We start from the raw sequence: 21,143 nt of genomic DNA, 5'->3' as shown, positions 1-21,143 counted from the left end.
CGGCAGCTGCTGGGAGGAACGCTAGAGCCGACCACCGACAATTCCGGTCACACCGGCCACCAGAGCTAACCCGAACGGGTGACCTGCGGAGATGCACCCGAACCGTCTCCCCGCTGGACTACCGCAAGATCACCACCGGTCAGTCGGCCCCGCCAGGGTGACGAGGCGGCTCGGTGGGTCAAGCTGTACGCCAGACGGCGCCGGCGCCTGGTCCGGCCGGCGCCGGTGAACCCTGGCGAAAGGCTGACGTCTTGACCCGTCCTCGCGGCCTGCACGGACACCTGCTCGACACCCTCGGCACGGCACTGACCAGCGGCGAGTACCCCGCTGGCACGGTGCTGCGCATCGACGAGCTGACCGCGGCGCACACGGTGTCGAGAACGGTCGCGCGCGAGGCGATCCGCGTGCTCGAGACGCTCGGCATGGTGCAGAGCAGGCCGAAGGTCGGGGTCACCGTGCGGCCGCCGGAGACGTGGAACGTGTTCGACCCGCTGCTGATCCGCTGGCGCCTCGCCGGCAGGCAGCGCGGGCGCCAGCTCAACCAGCTCGCCCAGCTGCGGGCCGCGGTGGAGCCGGCGGCGGCCGCGCTCGCCGCCCGCACCGCCACCCCGCAGCAGCGGGAGCGGCTGCGCGAGATCGCGGACCGGATGGCCGCGGCGACCGACATCACCGAGTTCGTCGCCGCCGACATCGAGTTCCACCGGCTCGTGCTGACCTCGTCCGGCAACGACATGTTCGCCCATCTCGCGCACGTGACCGCGGAGGTGCTCCGCGGCAGGGTCGAGCAGCGTCTGATGCCGGACCGCCCCGACCCGACCGCGCTGGACCGGCACGTCGCGGTCGCCGACGCGATCGCGCGGGGCGCCGCCGCCGAAGCGGAGCACGTGCTGCGCACCCTCGTGCTCGCCGCCTCCGAAGAAGTCGACCGCATGCTCGGCTGACGAGCCCCCGAAGGCGCCATTGGGGGTCCTGGGCGCCGCGAACGCACCCCTCGCGACCGTGCGGATTGGTGTTGGTACGCCCTGAGGGGAGCCTTGACGGCCTCCGCGTCGCGGTCGGAGCGGCGTCAGCGGCCCGCGTATTCCCAGTGCCAGGGTTCTTCGCGGCCGGCGCCGGCGCGCGCCCAGCCTGGATGGGCCCAGCCGAACGCGCGGGAGTTCGCGGCGAGCCACGCGTACTGCGGTGACGCGAACGACTCCGGCCCGCCGCACAGGTCGACCGCGAGGCCCCAGCCGTGGTTGCTGGTGCCGGGCACCGCGGCCAGCGATGGCTTGCGGCGGTAGAGGTCGACCTGCTGGGCGAAGGTGCGGTAGGAGTCGGTGACGCACATCGGCGTGCCGAACACTCCGGCGTAGGCCCGTGACAGCGCCTGGAACGACTGCGCGGCGTCGCAGCGCAGCACGTGCGACCCCATCCCGAGCCGGCACAGCGCGGCCGACGGGATCAGCCCGTTCGGGTACCCGCCCCACGCACCGGCCGCCTGGTCCGCGCCCTGCGGCCCGGCCGGGCTCGGAGGGAGTTCGACGCCGCCGCACCGCCAGGTCAGTTCGCCCGCGGCGCGCTGCGGCACCGGCTGCGGCGCCCGTTCCCCGAGCGACGGCCGCGAGTAGCCGAGCACGCTGTCCCCGGCGGGGAGGTCGGTGACCACGACACCGGCGAGCCTGGCGTCGGCCGCGAGCATGGTGCGCTCGTCGAGCACGATGCCGACCGACTGCACGCCGTACTTGGCAGGACCGGCGAACACCAGGTCACCCGGCTGGGCCTGCCCGGCGGGGACACCGCGCGCGAACTGCTCCCCCGCCGCCGCGGGCACCGGCAGCCCGGCGCCGCCGAACACCGAGCGCACGAGCCCGTCGCACGAATACGCCACCGGCCCCTCGCCGTCGTCGTGCGGCACGAACGGCTTGCCGAGCGCGCCGACGGCGGCGGTGACCGCGCCGATCGTCTCCTTCGGCAGCACCAGCAGCCGCTGACCGCCCGCGCTGACCTGCGCCACCCCCGGCTGCGGCCTGCCGTCGGCGCCGGGAAGCGCGGTCATCCCGGCAGGCAGGTGCGCCGGATCCCGCAGCGCGGCCGCGGGCGGTGGCGCGATCCCGGCCGCGCCGAGGCGGTCGGTGTAGGCCTTCCAGTTCGCCGTGGTACGGGAATTGCGCTCCTGCTGGGCCTTCTGCTGCGCGATCACCGCTTCGTTCGCCGCGCCTGCCGGGCCGCGCAACTCGGACGAAACGGCGTCCGCGCGATTCTTCGCGTCCCCGTCGCGACGGGTCACTTCGTCCTTGAGCGCGGTGGCCTGCCGTTCCGCGCCGGCGGCCTGGCCCTCCGCGGCCACCGCCCGCCGGTGCCGGTCGAGCGCGGCGCGCAGCTTGACGTCGGTATCCCCGGAGATGGTCGCCAGCATCGACGCGCCGTCGAGGAGGTCTTTCGCGCTGTCCGCGGTGAGCACGAGCTGCAGGCTCCCCGGCCGCCCCTTCGCGGTGAAGATCGCGCGCGAGAACGCGTCGACCTCCTTCTGCTGCGCCGCGACCTCGGCGTCGGCGCGCTCCCGGTCGGCCTTCGCCAGCCGCAGCTTCTCCCCCGCCGCGGCCACGCCGTCCTGCGCGGCCTTGACCTGGCCCGCGAGATCGCCGAGCTCGCGCTGGATCCCGGACGCGGTGCGCTGCAGGTCCGCCACCTTGGGATCGGCGAAGGCCTCGCCGGGGCGGGGGTCCGGCACCCCCGCGCCCGGCGCCACCCCCGCCTCCACCCTGAGCTCGCCGGGGTCGGCCGGTGGCGGCTGCTGGGCCGTCGCGGGCGACCCCGCTGTGCCCGCCACGGCGCCACCCGTCAGCAGTACCGCCACCAGCACCGCGCCGACGCGCATCCGACCTCCCGTGTACCCCGGTCCCCTATGGAGTACCAACGCCGGCGCGCCGGCGTTGGTACTCCCCCAACCGGGTGGGTCACTCGGCGCGCAGCGCGTCCAGCCTGGTCACCTGCCGCAGCAGCGGCAGGGTCAGCGCCGTCACCAGCAGCACCGCGAGCACCGCGGCACCGGCCAGCCCCGCGAGCACTCCCCCGTCGACCACCATCGGCAGGTTCGCCAGCCGCAGGATGGGCGCGGTCAGCCCGAGTCCCGCCGCCACCGCGAGCACCACGCCGACCACGACCGGGATCGCGGTCTGCCACAGCGATCCCCTCGCCAGCACCCCGAGCGGCACGCCCGCCGCGGACAGCGCCGCCAGCGGCCGCCGCCGCTCGCTGATCTGCTCGATGGACAGCATCAGCAGGCTCATCGCGGCCACCGCGAGCACGAACAGCGCCGCGGTGAGCAGCACGCTGCGGAAGTTGTCGACCATCCGCTGGTCGCGGTCCGTGAAATCGGCGAACGGATCACTGCTGCGGACCTCGGCGTGCCAGGCGAGCTGGCTCACCGCGGCCGCGACCCGGTCGGAAATCGCCTTGGCGTCCCCGGTGCCGCCGAGGAGGACGTCCACGCTCCCCTGCGGGACGGCGATCCCGCCGAGCGCACCCGGGGTGATCAGCACGGTACCGCCGCCGTACGCCGACGCGCTCTGGTCGCCGGGCACCACCCGGATCCCGGCCGGAATGGTCCACTGTGGACCGTCCTTCGCGTATCCCGTCTTCCCCGACGGGTCGTCGCCGAGCAGCCGCACCGTCCCCGACGGCGGCGCGTCCGCACGTGCGGGGCCCCGCTTCGACTGCTTCTCCGGCAGGTAGAACACCTGGCCGTCGGTGCAGGCACCGAGGTTCGCCTGGATCGCGAGCGCCGCGCAGTCCCCGATCAACGCGTAGTCGCCCTGGCCCGCTTTCCCGTCGGAGCCGAGTTGTACGTGCTTGATGGCGTGCGGGGCGGTCAGACCGTCCACACCGGACAGCCGTTTCCGAACCTCTGCCTCGTGCGCGGTATCGGTCACCACCCGCACCGGGGCCGCGGCCATTCCGGCCGGGACGGTGTGGGGCCGCTGCTGCGTGGTGATCGAGCCGATCATGACCTGGATCAGGATCGTGCCTGCCAGCACGACCACCAGCCCGGACACCACCCTGCTCGCGGTGCCGCTGTCGAGTTGCAGGCGGCGCACCGCGAACTGCCACGAGGGCGGCCCCCCGCGCAGCCCCCGCACGATCCGCTCGACCGCCCACGGCAGCAGCGCCGCGACGCCGACGAGCAGGAAGACGCTGCCGATCGCGAGCGCGACGGCCCCGGACTCGTTGCTGGACCCCGGGTCGAAGAGCAGCGTGCCGAGCAGGAACACCGCGCCGATCCCGGCGAGCGTCCAGCGCCACCACATCCGCCGCCGCACCGGCTTCCCCTGCCGGACCACACCGAGCGGCTCCACGATCGTCCGCCGCAGCCCGAAGAGCGCGGAGCCGATCGCGAGGCCGGGCACCAGCAGCGCGATCACCAGTGCGAGCGGCCACGACGGCACGAAGTCCTCCGCGAACACGCGAATCCCGAACGGGTGAACGTCGGCGATGAGCGGGCGCAGCCCGTAGAACAGCGCGCCACCGACCACCAGTCCGAGCACCGCCCCGACCAGGGACTCCGCCGCCGCGATCCGCTTGATCTGCCGCGCGTCCACGCCGACCAGCCGCAACGCCGCGAGCCTGCGTTCCCGCTGCGCGGCCCCCATCCGCGACGCCGTGGTCACGAAGATCAGCAGCGGCAGCAGCAGCACCGCGGCGATCGGCGCGACCATGATCAGCATGGTCAACGGGAGCGTGAAGCCCCCGCTCGGTTCGCCGAACGCGTAGACGGTGTTGGCCCGCTCGCCTTCGGCCGCGATCTCGGCGGGGGACGCCCCCGCGTAGGCCGCCAGGTCACCGGCGTCACCGACGCCCGCCTTCGCGATCTCCCCGACGACCTTCCCCGGGAGCCGCGCCCGCACCGAACCGCCTTCCGGCGAGTTCAGCTTCTCCGCGAGCGCGGGTGAGACGACCATTTCGCCCGGCGCGGGCAACCGGCCGATCCCCGGTGGCACCGGGGAACCGGGGCCCGTCGCCGCCACCGCGGTCACCTCGATCAGGTCCGTGCCGCTGCTGGCGTACCACTCGTAGGTCGACAGCGGCGAAACACCCGGCCGCGGCGTGGTGTCCGCCTTGATCGCCGCCTCGCGGTCCGACTTGGCGTCCATGAGGTGCCCGACCGAGGCGGCGGGCAGGAGCACGGCGACCGCGAGCGCGATCCCGAACGCGGTCATCGCCAGCCGCAGGAGTGCCGCGCCGGACATCCGGCCGCCCCCGACGGCCAGCCGGAGTCCCAGCAACAGATCCCGCATCATGCGACCAGCTCCCGGTCGACCGTGCGCCCGTCCCGCACCACGATCTCGCGGTCCGAATAGGCCGCGACCCGCGGTTCGTGCGTCACCAGCACCACCGCCGCGTTGGTCTCCCGCGCGGCTTCGGTGAGCATGCGCATCACCTTTTCGCCGTTGAGCGAGTCGAGCGCGCCGGTCGGCTCGTCGGCGAAGACCACCTTCGGCCCGGTCACCAGCGCCCGCGCCACGGCGACCCGCTGCGCCTGGCCGCCGGAGACGTCACCGGGGCGCCTCGACGCCTCGTTGTCGACCTCGAGCCTGGCGAGCCATTCCATGGCCTTCGCTTCGGCGGGCTTCCGCTTGGCCCCGGTCAGGCGCAGCGGCAGCGCGACGTTTTCCAGGCAGGACAGCTCGGGGACGAGCTGGCCGAACTGGAAGACGAACCCGAACTCGGTGCGCCGCAACGCACTCCTGCCCTTGTCGTCCATCCCGGCGAGATCGCGGCCGTCGTAGGTGATGGTGCCGCCGTCCGGCCGGACGATCCCGGCGAGGCAGTGCAGCAGCGTCGACTTCCCCGAACCGGACGCCCCCATGATCGCGAGCACCTCGCCCGCGGCGATGGTGAGCCCGGCGCCGTCGAGCGCGTGCGTCTGGCCGAAGGACTTCCGCAGCCCGTTCGCGGCGAGCAGTGCCTTGCGCGCGGTCATCAGAGCACCACCTTCGCGAGTTCGTCGAGCCGCGCCGCGGTGAGCTCCAGCCACCGCAGGTCCGCCTCGAGGTGGAACAGCGCGTGATCGCAGATCAGCTGATCGGCGAGGTCCCCGTCGATCTTCCGCTTGGTGAGCGCGCGCATGACCTTGAGGTGCTCCGAGCGCTGCGCGTCGAGCACCTCGGTGGCGCTCCGCCCGGACAGCAGCGCCAGCACGACCTTCGTGTACAGCGTGTTCTGCAGGTACGGCTCCGGGCTCTCCGGCGTGCGGAGCCACGTCTCGACGTCGGTGACCCCGGCGCCGGTGATGGTGTACCGCTTGCGCTCCGGACCCTCGCCGCTTTCCACGCCGGCCACCTCGACCATCCCGTTGCGCAGCAGGCGCGACAGGGTCGAGTAGACCTGGCCGTAGGCGAGCGGGCGGTCGTGCCCGAACTGTTCGTCGTAGGCCCGCTTGAGGTCGTAACCGTGGCGCGGGCCCGGCTCGAGCAAGGCGAGCAACGTATGTGAAACCGACATCTCCCTGTTCCCTCCCTGGCCCCGGTTTCCGGGGACGGGAAGGACTATACACGAGACGTATACCTCCGGTGTATACCTCGATAGAATAGTGCGTTTCCGCAGTTCAGAGCGTTTTTCCCTAGACCCGGCCGAGCCGGGTGAGCAGCACGGCCGACGGCACCGGATGGGCGCCCGAATGCCGCGTCGACTCGGCGACCGCGCGGTCCGTGGTGGCCACGATCAGCGGCCGTCCGACCGGTTCGGCGGCGACCAGTGAGCGGATCACGTCGTCGGCCAGCACCCCGGGATCGGAGAACAGGACGCGCACGCCACGGGGCGCGGCGGCGGGCACCGAGAGCACGCCCGCGCCGTCGAACACCACCGTCACCTCGACACCGGTGCGCGCCGCGAGCGAACCCAGCTGGCCGACCAGCCGGTCCCGCTGATCGGCCAGCGCGAGCTCGGGGTACCCGGTCTTCGTCACGTTGTAGCCGTCCACGATCACGTGCGCGTTCGGCAGCGAAAGCAGCCTGTCGAGCGCCGAGCCGTCACGCACCCTGGCACCGTCACCGCCGCCCGCGCTGGCACCGCGCACGCTGTCCGCCGGCCGTCGCGTGCTGCTGCCGCCGAGCGACAGCTCGTGGCGGAGCCCGGAGGCCGCGCCCTCGATCGTCTGGACGAGCATGCCGAGCCGCACCTCGTCGGCCTCGCGCGCGTCGCGCGCGGCCTGACGGGCGTTGTTCGCCTCCGTCACCGCGCGGTCCGCCCTGGCCCGCTCGGTCGCGACGCGCTGGCGTTCCCGCTCGAGCCGCGCCGTCAGCGCCTTGATCTCGGCGTCGCGCTGGTCACCGCCCGCGGCCGCGACGGCGCGCGCTTCGGCGGCGGCGTCCTTGGCCTGGCGCAGGACCACACCTTGTTCGCGCAGCCTGCCGCGAAGCTTGTCCAGCTCCGCCTCGCGCTCGCTCCTGGCCTCATCGACGGCCTCCAGCGCCGCGGAAAGCTCGGCACGCAGCCGTTCGACCTCGCCTTCGAGCCGCTGCGCCCTGGTGAGCGCCTGGTCGCGTTCCGCGCGCAGGGTGGTCTCTTCGGCGTTCTTCGCGACCAGCCGCACCCGGGAACTCGCGTCCGACTCCCCCAGCAGCACCGCGGCCGCCGCCGCGGCGACCGAATCGGGCGCGTTCGGGTCGAGCGCGTCCTGGCGGCGCTCGCGCAGCCACTCCAGCACCGCGGTCCGGAAGGCGGCGGAGTCCCGCAGCGCGGACAGCAGCGCGGGCGCGCCCAGTTTCGCGCGCTTGGCAGGCGCGAACTTGGCCACCGGGCGCACCGCCTGCGGGATGTCCACTTTGGATAAGGTGCCGAGCGCGGCGGCGGCGAGCTCGGCGAGCCGCGCCCGCACGGCGTCCGGCAGCGCACCCCAGTCGAGCTGCTCACGGGCAGCTTCACCGGAAGGCGCCTCGCCGTCTTGGGCGCCCCCTCGCTGGGGATACGGTTGCATCCGTCCAGGGTAGGCCCCCGGCGACGCCGACGCGCCGCGGACAGGCCGGAGGTGGCAGCGCGCCAACACGCGGAAACTGTCGGTGCCCGCCCCTAGGGTCCCGATCATGGACGTCGGACGCCGGTTCACCGATCTCCAGCTCACCTTCGACGAGCTGGGCACGCCGTTGCGGGACACCACTTTCGTGGTGTTCGACCTGGAGACCACCGGTACCAAACCGGGTCCGGACGGGATCACCGAGATCGGTGCCGTGAAGGTCCGCGGCGGTGAGGTGCTCGGCGAGTTCGGCACCTTCGTGAACCCGGGCATGCCGATCCCGCCGCAGATCGTCTCACTCACCGGGATCACCACCGCGATGGTGCACGACGCCCCGCGCATCGAACGCGTGCTGCCCTCGTTCCTCGAATTCATCGGCGGCGCCGTGCTGGTCGCCCACAACGCCGGGTTCGACACCGGGTTCGTGCGCGCCGCCTGCGCCGCGCACGGCTACGCGTGGCCGAAGGCCGCCGTGGTGTGCACGGTGCGGCTGGCCAGGCGCGTCATCCCCCGCGAAGAGACCCCGAGCTACCGGCTGTCCGCGCTGGCTCAGCTCTTCGGCGCCTCGACCACGCCCAACCACCGCGCGCTCGCCGACGCCCGTGCCACCGTCGACGTGCTGCACGGGCTGCTCGGGCGCGTCGGCAACCTCGGTGTGCACTCCCTCGAAGAGCTGCTCGACTACCTGCCCGAGATCACCCCCGCCCAGCGCCGCAAGCGCGGCCTCGCCGCCGACCTGCCGGAACGACCCGGTGTCTACCTGTTCCGGGGGCCCGGCGACGAAGTGCTCTACGTCGGCACGGCGGGCAACCTGCGGCGCCGCGTCCGCCAGTACTTCACCGGTTCGGAGACCCGCGGCCGGATCAGGGAGATGGTCGCGCTGGCGGTCCGCGTCGACTCCGTCGAATGCGCCCATTCGCTCGAAGCCGAGGTGCGCGAGCTGCGGTTGCTCGCCGCGCACCGGCCCGCCTACAACCGGCGGTCCAAGAACCCGCGCAACGCGTGGTGGGTCGTGCTCACCGATGAAGCCTTCCCGCGGCTGTCCGTGGTCAGGGTGGCCCGTGACGGCGCACTCGGCCCGTTCCGCACCCAGGCAGGCGCGAAGACCGGAGCGGACGTGCTGGCCGGTGCCACCGGGCTGCGCACCTGCACCCAGCGGATCCCGGCGAACGCGGTCTCCGGGACCCCGTGCGTCCTCGCCGAGCTCGGCCGTTGCGGCGCGCCGTGCGCGGGGAGGCAGAGCGTGGCCGAGTACGCGCCCGCCGTCGAATCCGTGGCCGACCTCATCGGCGGCATCGGGAACGAGCCGCTGCACAACGCGATCCGCCAGATCGACGAACTCGCCGCCGCCGAGCACTACGAACAGGCCGCCCGCCGCCGCGACGAGCTGGCAGGGCTCATCCGCTCCGTCGACAAGGCGCACCGGATGTCCGCGCTCGCCGCCATCCCCGAACTCGTCGCCGCCTCCCCCGACGGCTCCGGTGGCTGGGAGTTCGCGGTGCTCCGCTACGGCAGGCTCGCCTCCGCCGGCGTGGCCCGGCGCGGCGTGCCGCCGATGCCGATCGTCGACCAGCTCATCGCCGCGGCCGAAACCGTCATCCCCGGCACCGACCCGCTGCGCGGCGGCACGAGCGAAGAAATCGGCGTGCTGCTGCGCTGGCTCGGGCGGCCGGGAGTCCGCCTCGTCAAGACCGCCATGCCGTGGGCAGAACCCGCCCACGGCGCCGCCCGGTGGCGCTCCTGGGTCGACCTCGCCGGCCACGCGCGCGAGCTCGAGTACGCGGCGAACTGAACCGCGCGCGGCGGGCTACCATCGGCTCACCAGCACCCCGATGCCCAAGGAGACCCGAGTGATCACCGCGATCGTGCTGATCCACGTCAAGGCGGAAGACATCCCGGAGGCCGCGCAGACGATCGCCGACATCGACGGCGTCTCCGAGGTCTACTCCTGCGCCGGCGACGTCGACCTCATCGCCATCGTGCGCGTACCGGGCCACGAGGACCTCGCCGACCTCATCCCCGCCAAGATCGGCAAGGTCCCCGGCGTCATCGACACCGACACCCACATCGCGTTCCGCTCCTACGCGAGCGCCGCCACCGAAAGCGCCTTCTCCATCGGGGACTGAACTCAGAGGGCCCAGGGGGCCCTGCGACCGACTTGCACGCTCCCGGCGCGCGGGGCGCACCGGATCGCCGGGTGCCTGGCCGGGTTGGGAGTGACCGCGCCTTCGGCGCGGGCCTCGCGGCACTCGGAGGGTAGGCAGGCGAGTGGACCTCCCGTAGGCGCGCGAAGTGGGAGTGGGGCGCGGAGTGCAGTTCGCGGGCTAAACGTCGTGGGTGGCGCTCACCGTAGGCGGGGCGGGTGGGGCAGCATGCCCCGAAGGTGGCCTTCGCGGCATCAGATTCCCGCAAGGGCGCCTTCGGGGCACGGGCGAGCAGCCTCGTCGCGGACTTCTCCCCTCGCGTCATCCACAGGAGCATTCTTCGCAGCCTGCGTGCGCGAAGTGGCGAAAAGAAAGCGGCCCCCGGTTCCGCAGAGGAACCAGGGGCCGCGTTTCGTGGTACGTCAGTGCTTCGAGCTGGCGTTGGACTCCGAGGTGATCTCGTTCGGCGCGTCCTCGCCGTGGCCGTTCGAGCTGTGCCCGTTGGTGCCGTTCCCGTTGGCACCATGACCGTTGGCACCGTGCCCGTTGGCGTGTGCCCTGGCCAGCGCGGCGGTTTCCTCCACCGGGTCCGGCCGCAGCAGCGAACCGGCCACCGGCTGGCCCGCCGTGCCCAGCTTGTTCATCTTCTTCGGCACCGTCGCGCCCTGGTACTCCAGCGGGATCGCGTGGCCGTGGTCGTCCACGCCGCCGAGCGGCTGGTGGATTTCGATGAACTCGCCGTGCGGGAGCCGCTTGATGATGCCGGTCTCCACGCCGTGCTCCAGCACCTCACGGTCCCCGCGCTGCAGGCCGAGGCAGATCCGGTACGTGATGAAGTACGCCAGCGGCGGCACGATCAGGATCCCGATGCGGCCTGCCCAGGTCGTCGCGTTCAGCGAGATGTCGAACTTGTCCGCGATGATGTCGTTGAAGCCGGACAGCTCGATCACCAGGAAGAACCCGAGCGCCATCATGCCGAGGCTCGTCCGCACCGGCACGTCACGCGGACGCTGCAACAGGTTGTGATGAGCGGTGTCGCCGGAGAGCTTGCGCTCCAGCCACGGGTACACCAGCAGCAGCACGATCAGGATCGGCATGCCGACCGCACCCGCGAAGAACACCGCGGGGATCGTGTAGTTGCCGAGGTAGACCTCCCACGCGGGGAAGATTCGCAGCAGGCCGTCGGCCCAGGCCATGTAGAAGTCCGGCTGGGAGCCGGCGGACACCTGTGACGGGTTGTACGGGCCGAAGTTCCAGATCGGGTTGATCTGGAACAACCCCGACATCAGCGCGGTGACACCGGTGACGACCGCGAAGAACGCGCCGCCCTTGAGCGCGAACACCGGCATGATCCGGACGCCGACGACGTTGGTCTCCTTGCGCCGCACCCCGGGGAACTGGGTGTGCTTCTGGTACCAGACCAGCGCGAGGTGCACCGCGATCAGCCCGAGCATGATGCCGGGCAGCAGCAGGATGTGGATCGTGTACAGCCGGGGAATGATCTCCGTACCGGGGAACTCCCCGCCGAACAGCGCCCAGTGCAGCCAGGTACCGATCACCGGCACCGACAGCACGATGCCGGACAGCGTCGCCCGGATGCCGATGCCGGAGAGCAGGTCGTCCGGCAGCGAGTAGCCGAAGAAACCCTCGAACATGCCGAGGATCAGCAGCAGCGAGCCGATCACCCAGTTCGCCTCGCGCGGCCTGCGGAACGCTCCGGTGAAGAAGATCCGGAACATGTGCACCATCATCGACGCCACGAACAGCAGCGCCGCCCAGTGGTGCAGCTGGCGGACGAACAGCCCGCCGCGCACGTCGAACGAGATGTCCAGGGTGCTGGCGAACGCCCTGGTCATCTCCTGGCCCTGCAGGTTCTTGAAGCTGCCGTGGTAGACGACCTCCTGCATGGAGGGGTCGAAGAACAGCGTCAGGTAGACACCCGAGAGCAGCAGGATGATGAAGCTGTAGAGCGCGATCTCGCCGAGCAGGAACGACCAGTGGGTCGGGAACACCTTGTTGAGCTGGTGCCGCATGCCCTTGGCCAGGTGGTACCGGTCGTCGGCCCACTTCGCGGCGGACCCCGCCGCCTGCTCCGCCGGGTTCGTGCCCTTGGTCGGCGTGGTGAGTGAACTCATGACTTACGCTCCCAAAAGGCCGGTCCAACGGCCTCGATGAAGTCGCCTCGCGCGATCAAGTATCCCTTGTCGTCAACCGTGATGGGAAGCTGCGCGAGCGCACGGGTCGCCGGGCCGAAGATCGGCTTGCCGTAGTGGAGCGCGTCGAACTGCGACTGGTGGCACGGGCACAGGATGCGGTTGGTGCGCTGCTCGTACAGCGAGGTCGGGCAGCCGACGTGGCTGCAGAGCTTCGTGTACGCGTAGTAGTCGCCGAAGTTGAAGTCCTCCTGGCCCTTCCGCTTGACCACCCGTGCCGAGTCCGCCGGGCGGAGGCGGATCAGCATGACCGGGTTGTCCGAGCGGTGCAGTGCCGCGGAAAGGGCCTCTTCGTCGTGGCGTTCGGACTCGCGGAACGGGAACACCGTCTCCATGCCGCCCGCGTCGAGGTCCTCGGCGCGCACGAGCGCGACCTCGTGCGGCCTGCCGGTGTTGCGTCGCATGTAGACGACCTCACCGGGGTGCTCCGGCTGCCAGCCGGTGTGCCACAGCGATTCCTTGTTGTCGGTGTTCTTCCACGGGTCCTTGATGAAGGACGCGACGGGAAGCGCCGCGGCGGCGAGACCGAGCCCGGCGGCGCCGAGGCCTGCCGACCGCTTGATCAGCGAGCGGCGGGCGATCGTGCTGCGGGTGCCGGTGTCGGCGAGCTGCGCGACGATGGTGGCCTTGTCGACCTCCTTGGAACCGCCGTCACCGCGCTCCTGCACCGCCAGCTCGTGCGGGATGAACTTCTTGGTGTACAGCAGGATTCCGACGCCGAGGCCCAGCACGGCGAGGCCGAGCGTGATGCCGAGGAACGGCGTGTACAGGCTGTACAGGAAATGCCCGTGCTCGTTGTCCGGCGCCTCGTACTTCCACGGCCACCAGATGAGCGACACCACGAACAGCAGCCCGGCGAGGCCGGAGATCGCGAACCACAGTGCGACGAGGCGCTCCGCGCGCTTCTCCGCGCGGGTGTCCTTGACCGGCCACGGGTCCGGGTATTCGACGAGCGTGACGCCGTCGAGCTTGGTACCCAGCTCGACGAGCTGGTCCCGGTCCATCTTCGCGAGTTCCGCCTCCGACGGCGGCTTCACTTCCTCGCCACTCATGCCTTCGATCCAATCCACAAGGTGACGCCGACCAGCGCGGCGATCCCCACTACCCACGCCACGAGGCCCTCGGTGGCGGGGCCGAGCCCACCGAGCCCGTTACCGCCGGGGTTGTTGTTACCGTCCGACACCGACTTGACGTAAGCGATGATGTCCTTCTTCTCCTCCGGCGAGAGCTGCCGGTCGGAGAACTTCGGCATGTTCTGCGGGCCGCTGAGCATCGCGTCGTAGAGCTGCTCTTCGGTGGCGGGGGCGAGTTCCGGGGCGAACTTCCCGGCGGAGAGCGCGCCGCCCTGGCCGGTGAAGTTGTGGCACGACGCACAGTTGAGCCGGAACAGCTCACCACCGCGGGCGGTGTCGGGCCCGCGCAGGGCTTCGCCCTTCTCGGCGGGCCGCTGCGGGCCGCCGCCGTGCGACTGGATGTACGCGCCGACCGCGTCGATCTCCTCCGGCGTCAGCTTCGGTGGCTTCCGCGCGACCTGAGCTTCCTGGCGCACCGCGGGCATGCGGCCGGACGAGGTCTGGAAGTAGACGGCGGCTTCGCCGATCCCGATCAGGTTCGGGCCGCGGTCCTTCACGCCCTCGAGGTTCGCGCCGTGGCATTCGATGCAGGTGTTGTTGTAGACCTGCTCGCCCTGGCGCAGCAGCGCCGGGTCACCCTGCGCCTGCGCGGTCTGCGGCTTCGGGGCGAAGATCCCGTAGGCGGCGCCCGCACCGACGAGGGCGACGAAGAGCGCGAGCGCGCCGGCGATCCGCCTGCGCGCCTTCGTCCGGGCGCGGGAGCGGCCCTTCGAAGACTTTTCCGTGGTGGTCATTCTGCGGCAACCCTTGCTGTCAGTTCGGGACCAGTGGTGGCGGGCTCTGCGGTCACGGGATCAGGTAGATGACCGCGAACAGGCCGATCCAGACGATGTCGACGAAGTGCCAGTAGTAGGACACGACGATCGCCGAGGTCGCCTGCGCCGGCGTGAACTTGCTGAGCCTGGTGCGCATCAGCAGGAACACGAAGGCGATCAGGCCACCGATGACGTGCAGCCCGTGGAAACCGGTGGTGAGGTAGAAGACCGTGCCGAACGCGCCGGACGGGATCGTCACCCCTTCGCCGATCAGGTTCAGGTACTCGTTGCCCTGGCCGGCGACGAAGATCGCCCCCATGATCAGGGTCAGCATGTACCAGCGGCGCAGGCCGTACACGTCACCGCGCTCGGCGGCGAACACGCCGAGCTGGCAGGTGAAGGACGAGGCGACCAGGATCACCGTGAACGGGATCGCGTACGGCACGTTCAGGTGGATCGGCTCACCGCTGGACTCCAGGATCGGCGGCCAGTGGCCACTCGAGTTCTGTGCCTTGACGGTGAAGAACATCGCGAACAGCCCAGCGAAGAACATGAGCTCGCTGGACAGCCACACGATGGTGCCGACACTGACCATGTTCGGCCGGTTCAGCGAGTGCACCCGCTGGCTGATGGTGGGAGCTGCCGTTGTCACGAGTCGCATTATGTCTCCCCGAGCCCGGACCCCGCCGTTCGGGTCCCGGCGGGTCGCGCGCGCGACTTGATCACACTGGACGCGAGAAAGGACGGGGGCTACTCGTGGGTTTCCTAGATCGAGTGCGTGACCTGGTCAGAAAGCCGAAGGAGCCACCGCTGTCGATCGACAGCCCTGGGCTCGAAGTGGTCGTGGAGGCCTTCGACGTGGCCGAAGCGGACTCCGCCGCGCTGGCACGATCACCCGGCTGGGTAGCGGAAAAACCGGCGGTGCTGCGCCACCACCTCCGGCTTCCACCCGGCCGGGTCGCCGAGGCGGCGAAGGTGCTCGCCCAGGACGGCTGGGCGCTGGGCGGACCGGAGGCCCCCACCGGCGGGACGGTGCTGGTGCACGCCCGGCGCGTCCAGGTGCTCGACGCGCTGCACTGCGCGCAGGAGCGGTCGCGGATGGCCGGGCTCGCGCAGCGCCTCGGCGGGGATTCACTCGGCTGGGACGCCCTCCAGCCCGGTACCGCGGGACAGGCGCCAGGCGATAGCATCGCGTGACCCACCACGCGAAAAGGCCGGAGGCAGCATGTCCGAGCAGCCGATGAGGATCCTGGTGTTCAGCCACCGGGCGGAGGTCCGCGAGTCGATCATCTCCGCCATCGGCCGCAGGCCCGCCGCCGACATCGGCAGGGTCGAGTACGTCGAGCACTCCGGTGTCGGCGACGTGCTGGCCGACATGGACGAAGGCACCGTCGACCTCGCGATCCTCGACGGCGAGGCGCAGCCGACCGGGGGCATCGGGCTCACCCGCCAGCTCAAGAACGAGATCGCGGACTGCCCGCCGATCGTGGTGTCGGTGCGGCGCAAGGACGACCGGTGGCTCGCGACCTGGTCGCAGGCGGACGCCGTGCTGGTGCACCCGCTCGACCCGCTGACCGCCGCCGAGACCGTCGCCGACGTCCTGCGCGCGCGGCGGGTCCCTGTCGTCAGCGGGTGACGGCCGTGCCGCACACCTGGCCCGCGCTGCTCGGACCGTTGATGGCGGGCGAAAACCTGTCGGCCGCCGACACCGCCTGGGCGATGAACCAGGTGATGTCCGGCGCGGCGACGCCGTCGCAGATCGCCGGGTTCGCGGTCGCGCTGCGCGCCAAGGGCGAGACCGCGGCCGAGATCTCCGGCCTCGCCGACGCGATGCTCGCGCACGCGCGCCGCGTCGAGGTCGACGGGCGCGCGGTCGACATCGTCGGCACCGGCGGTGACCGGTCCGGGTCGGTGAACATCTCCACCATGGCCTCGATCGTGACGGCCGCGGCCGGTGCGCCCGTGGTCAAGCACGGCAACCGCGCGGCGTCGTCGAAATCGGGTGCCGCCGACGTGCTGGAGGCACTCGGCGTCGCGATCGACCTGCCACCTGCCGACGTGCGGCGCTGCATCGCCGAACTGGGCATCGGGTTCTGCTTCGCGCCGGTGTTCCACCCCGGGTTCCGGCACGCCGGCCCGACCCGCGGCGAACTGGGCGTCCCGACCACGTTCAACCTGCTCGGCCCGCTGACGAACCCGGCACAGCCCTCGTCGGCGCTGATCGGGTGCGCCTACCAGGACAAGACCGAGGTGCTCGCGCAGGTGTTCGCCCGCCGCGGTGCGACGGTGCTCGTGGTACGCGGTGACGACGGGCTCGACGAGCTGACCACGACGACCACCAGCACGGCGTGGGTGGTGCACGGCGGCGCGGTGCGCAAGGCCACCGTGCGGCCGTCCGCACTGGACATCCCCGCCGCGACCGCGGAAGACCTGCGCGGCGGCGACGCGGCCGTCAACGCCGAGGTCGTGCGCGAGCTGGTGAGCGGGAAGACCGGACCGGTGCGCGACGCCGTGCTGCTCAACTCGGCTGCCGCGCTGGCGGCCTTCACCGGCTTCTCCGGCTCGCTCGACGACGATCTCCGCACTGGCATGGCGAAGGCGGTCACCGCGATCGACAGCGGTGCGGCGGGTGACCTGCTGGCCCGCTGGGCGGCGTTCTCACGCGACGCCCGTGCCTGAGCCACACGCGGCACCTGAGGCACACACGGAAAAGGCCCTCCGGAACCAGCGTTCCGGAGGGCCTTTTCGTGGGTTCTACTCTTCGTTCGGGCCGGTGTGGTACTCGAAGACCAGGCCGCCGATCGCGATCAGCAGCACCACCAGGGTGGCGATGAGCATCCAGATGTGGAAGAACGCCAGCGAGATCCCGGCCAGCGCCACGGCGGCGGCCATCGCGATGGGCCAGTAGCTGCCGGGGCTGAAGAAGCCCAGCTCGCCGGCACCGTCGCTGATCTCGGCTTCTTCCCTGTCCTCGGGGCGCGGCTCGATGCGGCGCGCCACGAACCGCAGGTAGCTCCCGGCCAGCAGGGACAACCCGCCGGTCAGGATCAGGGCGACCAGCCCGACCGGCTCGACGCCGTAACCGCTCATGTACGCGGTCATGACGCCGTAAACGATCGCCACGAGGAACGCAAACCCCGTGATGATGTCGAAGATCCGGGCTTCGACCTTCATGGTCCTGTCCTCACTCTCACACGCTGCTGGCGGCTGGCTGGGCGTACCCGGCCTCAGCCGGTGGCCGTCCGTCGGGTGCGGTCGGTGTCGAACGGCTGCGTGGTCACCGCGTGCGGCGTGCACAGCTCACCGCAGTTGAGCGCGGTCAGCGCCTCGGCCGCGGTGTTCGGCGCGGCGGTCATCGGGTTGAGCTGGGTGCGTAGCTGCAGGTAGCGCTGGTACTTGTCCGGCGACAGCGCGCGCACCTCGAAGTTCATCACCGAGTGGTACGTGCCGCACAGCTCCGCGCACCGGCCGACGAAGGAGCCCTCGCGGTCGATGGAGTTCTGGAACGAGAAGTCCTGGTTGTTCTTCTCCGGGTACGGCATGACGTCCCGCTTGAAGTGGAACTCCGGCACCCAGAACGAGTGGATCACGTCGGTCGAGCGGAGGTTGTACTGGATGGTCTTGCCGGTGGGCAGTACCAGCAGCGGGATCTCGCCGGAGCTGCCGACGGTGGAGACGGGCTGGCCGTCCGGCTTCGCCGTGCCCGGGTAGCGGAACTCCCAGTTCCACTGGAAGGCGACCACGTCGACGGTGACGTCGGGGTCCTTCTTCTTGTCGAGCACCGAGCCCTCGGTGGTGGCGGTGAAGAAGAACAGCACGCACACCATGATCACCGGCACGACGACGCAGAACAGCTCGAGCGGCACGTTGTACTGGAACTGCCTCGGCAGCTCCTCGTTCTCGCCGGGGGCGAGCTTCTTCTTGCGGTGGAACGCCACCGTCCAGAAGATCAGCGCCCAGACGATCACACCGACGACCAGCGCGGCGATCACGGACCAGGTCCACAGATCGCGCATCTTGTCGGCCTGCGGGGTGACCCCGACCGGCCAGCCGAAGCGCAGGACCTCGTCGCCGGAGCACCCGGTCACCGCGAGCGCGACCAGCGCACCCAATGCGGCGATCTTGGTGGTCCTCACCGAACGCTTCGCTTTGGGCCGCGTTGCTTCGGGCATTGCGTCGTGCCCTTTCACCCAGAGCCTCCTAGACCGATCTGTTGGACAGTGCGGAGCCTAGCCGAGTTGCCCGGTCTCGCTGACCAAGGGGTAACCACGGGCGGGCGGTGTCGCGCGCGGACACCGGGGCGCGCCCGTGCCCTCGTCGGCGACCGGCATACTTGGGGCTTCGTTTCCCGGCCACAAACCTGAGGTGTGTGACTACGCGTGTGCGGCCTGCTTGGACTGATCTGCGCCACCGAGACCGAGGCGGCGAACGCGCGTGACGCGGTCGGCGCCGCGCTGCGCTGCCAGCGCCACCGCGGCCCCGACGAGACCGACACCTGGGCCGACGCCGAGGTCGTCTACGGGTTCAACCGGCTCGCCTTCATCGACCTCGCGCATTCGCACCAGCCGCTGACCTGGGGCCCGCCGGAGTCGCCGAGCCGGTACACGATGAACTTCAACGGCGAGATCTACAACTACCTCGAACTGCGCGAGGAGCTGGCCGCCGAGCACGGCGCGAAGTTCGCCACCGAGGGTGACGGCGAGGCGATCGTCGCCGCCTACCACCACCTCGGCGCGGACGCGGTGAAGAAGCTGCGCGGCATGTTCGCCTTCATGATCTGGGACGCCGACACCAAGACCGTGTTCGGCGCGCGCGACCCGTTCGGCATCAAGCCGCTGTTCTACTCGGCCGGCCCGCACGGTGTCGCCTTCTCCAGTGAGAAGAAGAGCCTGCTGGAGCTGTCGTCCACCCTCGGCGTGGCCGAGGAGCTGGACCCGACGGCGCTGCAGCACTACCTGACCCTGCAGTACGTGCCGGAGCCGGAGTCGCTGCACCTCGGGATCCGCCGCGTCGAGTCCGGCACGTCGTTCCGGCTCAGCCCCGGGGGCACCGTCGAGTTCACCCGGTACTTCCACCCGCAGTTCGCCGCGAAGCCGGTCACCGGCCAGGCCGAGGCCGAAGCGCTGTACGAGCGCATCGCCGATGTGATGCGCGACTCGGTTTCCAAGCACATGATCTCCGACCCGGACGTCACGGTCGGCGCGTTCCTCTCCGGCGGCATCGACTCCACGGCCACCGCGACGCTGGCGAAGGAGCACAACCCGAACCTGATCGCGTTCACCACCGGGTTCGAGCGCGAGGGGTACTCCGAAGTGGACGTCGCGGCCGAGTCGGCGGCGGCGATCGGGGTCAAGCACGTCGTCCGCACCGTGTCGGCCGAGGAGATGATGGAGGCGCTGCCGCTCATCGTCTGGTACCTCGACGACCCGGTGGCCGACCCGGCGCTGGTACCGCTGTGGTTCATCGCGCGCGAGGCACGCAAGCACGTCAAGGCGGTGCTCTCCGGTGAGGGCGCGGACGAGCTCTTCGGCGGCTACACGGTCTACAACGAGCCGATTTCGCTGGCGCCGTTCGAAAAGATCCCCGGTGGGGTGCGGAAGCTGCTCGGCAGGGTGTCGACGAAGATCCCCGAGGGCACCCGGGGCAAGGACCTGCTGCGCCGCGGCGCGCTGACGCTGGAGGAGCGCTACTACGGCAACGCGCGCAACTTCCGCGACGAGCAGCTGCGCGCCGTGCTGCGGGACTACCGGGAAGGCGTCGGCTTCCAGGACGTCACGGCGCCCTGGTACGACGTTTCGCGCGGCTGGGACCCGGTGGCGCGCATGCAGCACGTCGACCTCTACACCTGGCTGCGCGGCGACATCCTGGTCAAGGCGGACAAGGTCACCATGGCGAACTCGCTGGAGCTGCGGGTGCCGTTCCTCGACGCCGAGGTGTTCAAGGTCGCCGCCTCGATCCCCCTCGACCAGAAGCTCGCGCACGGCACCACGAAGTACGCGCTGCGCAGGGCGCTGGCCAAGATCATCCCGGAGCACGTGCTGAACCGGCGCAAGCTCGGCTTCCCGGTCCCGATCCGGCACTGGCTGCGCACCGACATGTACGACTGGGCCCGCGGCATCATCTCGGACTCGAAGACCGACGAGCTGCTCGACAAGAAGGCCGTGCTGGCACTGCTCGACGAGCACAAGGCCGGTCAGCTCGACCGCAGCCGCCAGCTCTGGGCACTGCTGGTGTTCATGCTGTGGCACGGCATCTTCGTCGAGCACCGCATCAAGCCCGACGTCCCGGAACCCGTCTACCCGGTCAAGCTCTGATCTTTTCCGGGGGTTCGCTGGTGCCGTGAAGGGCACCTTCGCGGCGCTCTCGATTCCTGGCGGCTGCTTTGGTGCGAGCCCGGCAATTCCCTGAAGGGCTCCTTCGGGGAATGTGCTGGGATTTCGCGGCCCGGCTTTTTCTCGTTTCCGTGCTGGCGCCCCAAAAGGAGCGTTCAGAGACGCGAATCTCCCGAATCCGACCCTCGCGGGCCCGCCCTGCTCCAAACCACATGCCCCCAAGGCGCCCCTCAGCGAATCTCACGCCGCGAAGGCGCCCTTCACGGCATCCAGCACCGCCACGCCATGCGCCACGAAGGGCGAGATTGTGGCGTCAGATTCCCCCAAGGCGCCCCTCAGGGCACGGGCCGGAATCCCGCGACTCATTTCCGTGCTGGCGCCCCAAAAGGGGGCCTTCAGAGACGCGAATCTGACCCTCGCGGGCCCGCCCTGCTCCAAACCACATGCCCCCAAGGCGCCCCTCAGCGAATCTCACGCCCCGAAGGCGACCCTCAGGGCATCCAGCGCCGCGAATTCGGCACCCGCGTGGCACCGGAAACCTCGAAGGGGGGTCCCCCCCCGGGGAGGGGGCCT

General features: G+C 70.9%; 18 protein-coding genes. 7 read left to right on the top strand and 11 right to left on the bottom strand.

Annotated elements, in window-relative coordinates; genetic code table 11:
- The first annotated feature begins 251 nt into the window (after positions 1-251).
- Complete coding sequence (locus ABD256_RS33600; RefSeq protein WP_344428459.1) at positions 252-941, top strand: FadR/GntR family transcriptional regulator; 690 nt, start codon at positions 252-254, stop codon at positions 939-941.
- 125 nt (positions 942-1,066) lie between these two features.
- On the opposite strand, the gene ABD256_RS33595 is transcribed toward ABD256_RS33600, so the two are convergent.
- From ABD256_RS33595 to ABD256_RS33575, 5 genes are all read right to left on the bottom strand, one after another.
- Positions 1,067-2,860, bottom strand: a complete 1,794-nt coding sequence (locus ABD256_RS33595; protein WP_344428456.1) for a D-alanyl-D-alanine carboxypeptidase family protein — start codon at positions 2,858-2,860, stop codon at positions 1,067-1,069.
- 79 nt (positions 2,861-2,939) lie between these two features.
- Positions 2,940-5,279 (bottom strand): FtsX-like permease family protein, encoded by a 2,340-nt coding sequence (locus ABD256_RS33590; RefSeq protein WP_344428453.1) that lies wholly within the window; start codon positions 5,277-5,279, stop codon positions 2,940-2,942.
- Complete coding sequence (locus ABD256_RS33585; RefSeq protein ID WP_344428450.1) at positions 5,276-5,962, bottom strand: ABC transporter ATP-binding protein; 687 nt, start codon at positions 5,960-5,962, stop codon at positions 5,276-5,278. Before ABD256_RS33585 ends, ABD256_RS33590 begins: the two co-directional genes overlap by 4 nt.
- Entirely contained in the window at positions 5,962-6,483 is a 522-nt protein-coding gene (locus ABD256_RS33580; protein WP_344428447.1) for a PadR family transcriptional regulator, read from the bottom strand. Before ABD256_RS33580 ends, ABD256_RS33585 begins: the two co-directional genes overlap by 1 nt.
- Before the next feature lie 118 nt (positions 6,484-6,601).
- Positions 6,602-7,957 (bottom strand): NYN domain-containing protein, encoded by a 1,356-nt coding sequence (locus ABD256_RS33575; RefSeq protein ID WP_344428444.1) that lies wholly within the window; start codon positions 7,955-7,957, stop codon positions 6,602-6,604.
- 106 nt (positions 7,958-8,063) lie between these two features.
- On the opposite strand from ABD256_RS33575, the gene ABD256_RS33570 reads away from it, so the two are divergent.
- The gene (locus tag ABD256_RS33570) at positions 8,064-9,785 is read left to right on the top strand and encodes a DEDD exonuclease domain-containing protein (protein WP_344428441.1); all 1,722 of its coding nucleotides are present in this window, start codon (positions 8,064-8,066) and stop codon (positions 9,783-9,785) included.
- Between the two features lie 58 nt (positions 9,786-9,843).
- Positions 9,844-10,119 (top strand): Lrp/AsnC family transcriptional regulator, encoded by a 276-nt coding sequence (locus ABD256_RS33565; RefSeq protein ID WP_344428438.1) that lies wholly within the window; start codon positions 9,844-9,846, stop codon positions 10,117-10,119.
- 440 nt (positions 10,120-10,559) lie between these two features.
- Here ABD256_RS33565 and qcrB read toward each other — a convergent pair whose 3' ends face one another.
- The 4 genes from qcrB to ctaE are packed head-to-tail and all read right to left on the bottom strand — an operon-like array spanning position 10,560 to position 14,899.
- Positions 10,560-12,272, bottom strand: coding sequence for a cytochrome bc1 complex cytochrome b subunit (gene qcrB / locus ABD256_RS33560; RefSeq protein ID WP_344428435.1), 1,713 nt, complete (start codon positions 12,270-12,272; stop codon positions 10,560-10,562).
- A complete protein-coding gene (gene qcrA, locus ABD256_RS33555; RefSeq protein WP_344428433.1) occupies positions 12,269-13,402 on the bottom strand; it encodes a cytochrome bc1 complex Rieske iron-sulfur subunit in 1,134 nt (377 codons plus the stop codon). The genes qcrB and qcrA overlap by 4 nt, the downstream gene beginning before the upstream one ends.
- Complete coding sequence (qcrC, locus tag ABD256_RS33550) at positions 13,399-14,217, bottom strand: cytochrome bc1 complex diheme cytochrome c subunit (RefSeq protein ID WP_344428430.1); 819 nt, start codon at positions 14,215-14,217, stop codon at positions 13,399-13,401. Before qcrC ends, qcrA begins: the two co-directional genes overlap by 4 nt.
- A gap of 52 nt (positions 14,218-14,269) precedes the next feature.
- Entirely contained in the window at positions 14,270-14,899 is a 630-nt protein-coding gene (ctaE, locus tag ABD256_RS33545) for an aa3-type cytochrome oxidase subunit III (protein ID WP_344428427.1), read from the bottom strand.
- A 95-nt stretch (positions 14,900-14,994) separates the two neighbouring features.
- Between ctaE and ABD256_RS33540 the strand changes: the two genes are divergently transcribed.
- The 3 genes from ABD256_RS33540 to trpD are packed head-to-tail and all read left to right on the top strand — an operon-like array spanning position 14,995 to position 16,917.
- Positions 14,995-15,435, top strand: a complete 441-nt coding sequence (locus ABD256_RS33540) for a hypothetical protein (protein ID WP_344428424.1) — start codon at positions 14,995-14,997, stop codon at positions 15,433-15,435.
- Between the two features lie 28 nt (positions 15,436-15,463).
- Positions 15,464-15,874 carry a hypothetical protein gene (locus ABD256_RS33535; RefSeq protein ID WP_344428421.1) on the top strand — a complete coding sequence of 137 codons (411 nt, stop codon included), beginning with the start codon at positions 15,464-15,466 and terminating at the stop codon, positions 15,872-15,874.
- A complete protein-coding gene (gene trpD, locus ABD256_RS33530) occupies positions 15,871-16,917 on the top strand; it encodes an anthranilate phosphoribosyltransferase (protein ID WP_344428418.1) in 1,047 nt (348 codons plus the stop codon). Before ABD256_RS33535 ends, trpD begins: the two co-directional genes overlap by 4 nt.
- 75 nt (positions 16,918-16,992) lie before the next feature.
- Here trpD and ABD256_RS33525 read toward each other — a convergent pair whose 3' ends face one another.
- Both ABD256_RS33525 and ctaC read right to left on the bottom strand, forming a co-directional pair.
- Complete coding sequence (locus tag ABD256_RS33525) at positions 16,993-17,412, bottom strand: cytochrome c oxidase subunit 4 (protein ID WP_344428415.1); 420 nt, start codon at positions 17,410-17,412, stop codon at positions 16,993-16,995.
- 53 nt (positions 17,413-17,465) lie between these two features.
- On the bottom strand, positions 17,466-18,410 hold the full coding sequence (ctaC, locus tag ABD256_RS33520) for an aa3-type cytochrome oxidase subunit II (RefSeq protein ID WP_344428412.1): 945 nt from the start codon (positions 18,408-18,410) through the stop codon (positions 17,466-17,468).
- Between the two features lie 207 nt (positions 18,411-18,617).
- On the opposite strand from ctaC, the gene asnB reads away from it, so the two are divergent.
- Positions 18,618-20,552 carry an asparagine synthase (glutamine-hydrolyzing) gene (asnB, locus tag ABD256_RS33515; RefSeq protein WP_344428410.1) on the top strand — a complete coding sequence of 645 codons (1,935 nt, stop codon included), beginning with the start codon at positions 18,618-18,620 and terminating at the stop codon, positions 20,550-20,552.
- The last annotated feature ends 591 nt before the right edge of the window (positions 20,553-21,143 follow it).

Source organism: Amycolatopsis minnesotensis, from assembly GCF_039529815.1.
GTDB lineage: Bacteria > Actinomycetota > Actinomycetes > Mycobacteriales > Pseudonocardiaceae > Amycolatopsis > Amycolatopsis minnesotensis.
This window is presented reverse-complemented; position numbering and strand designations above follow the sequence as displayed.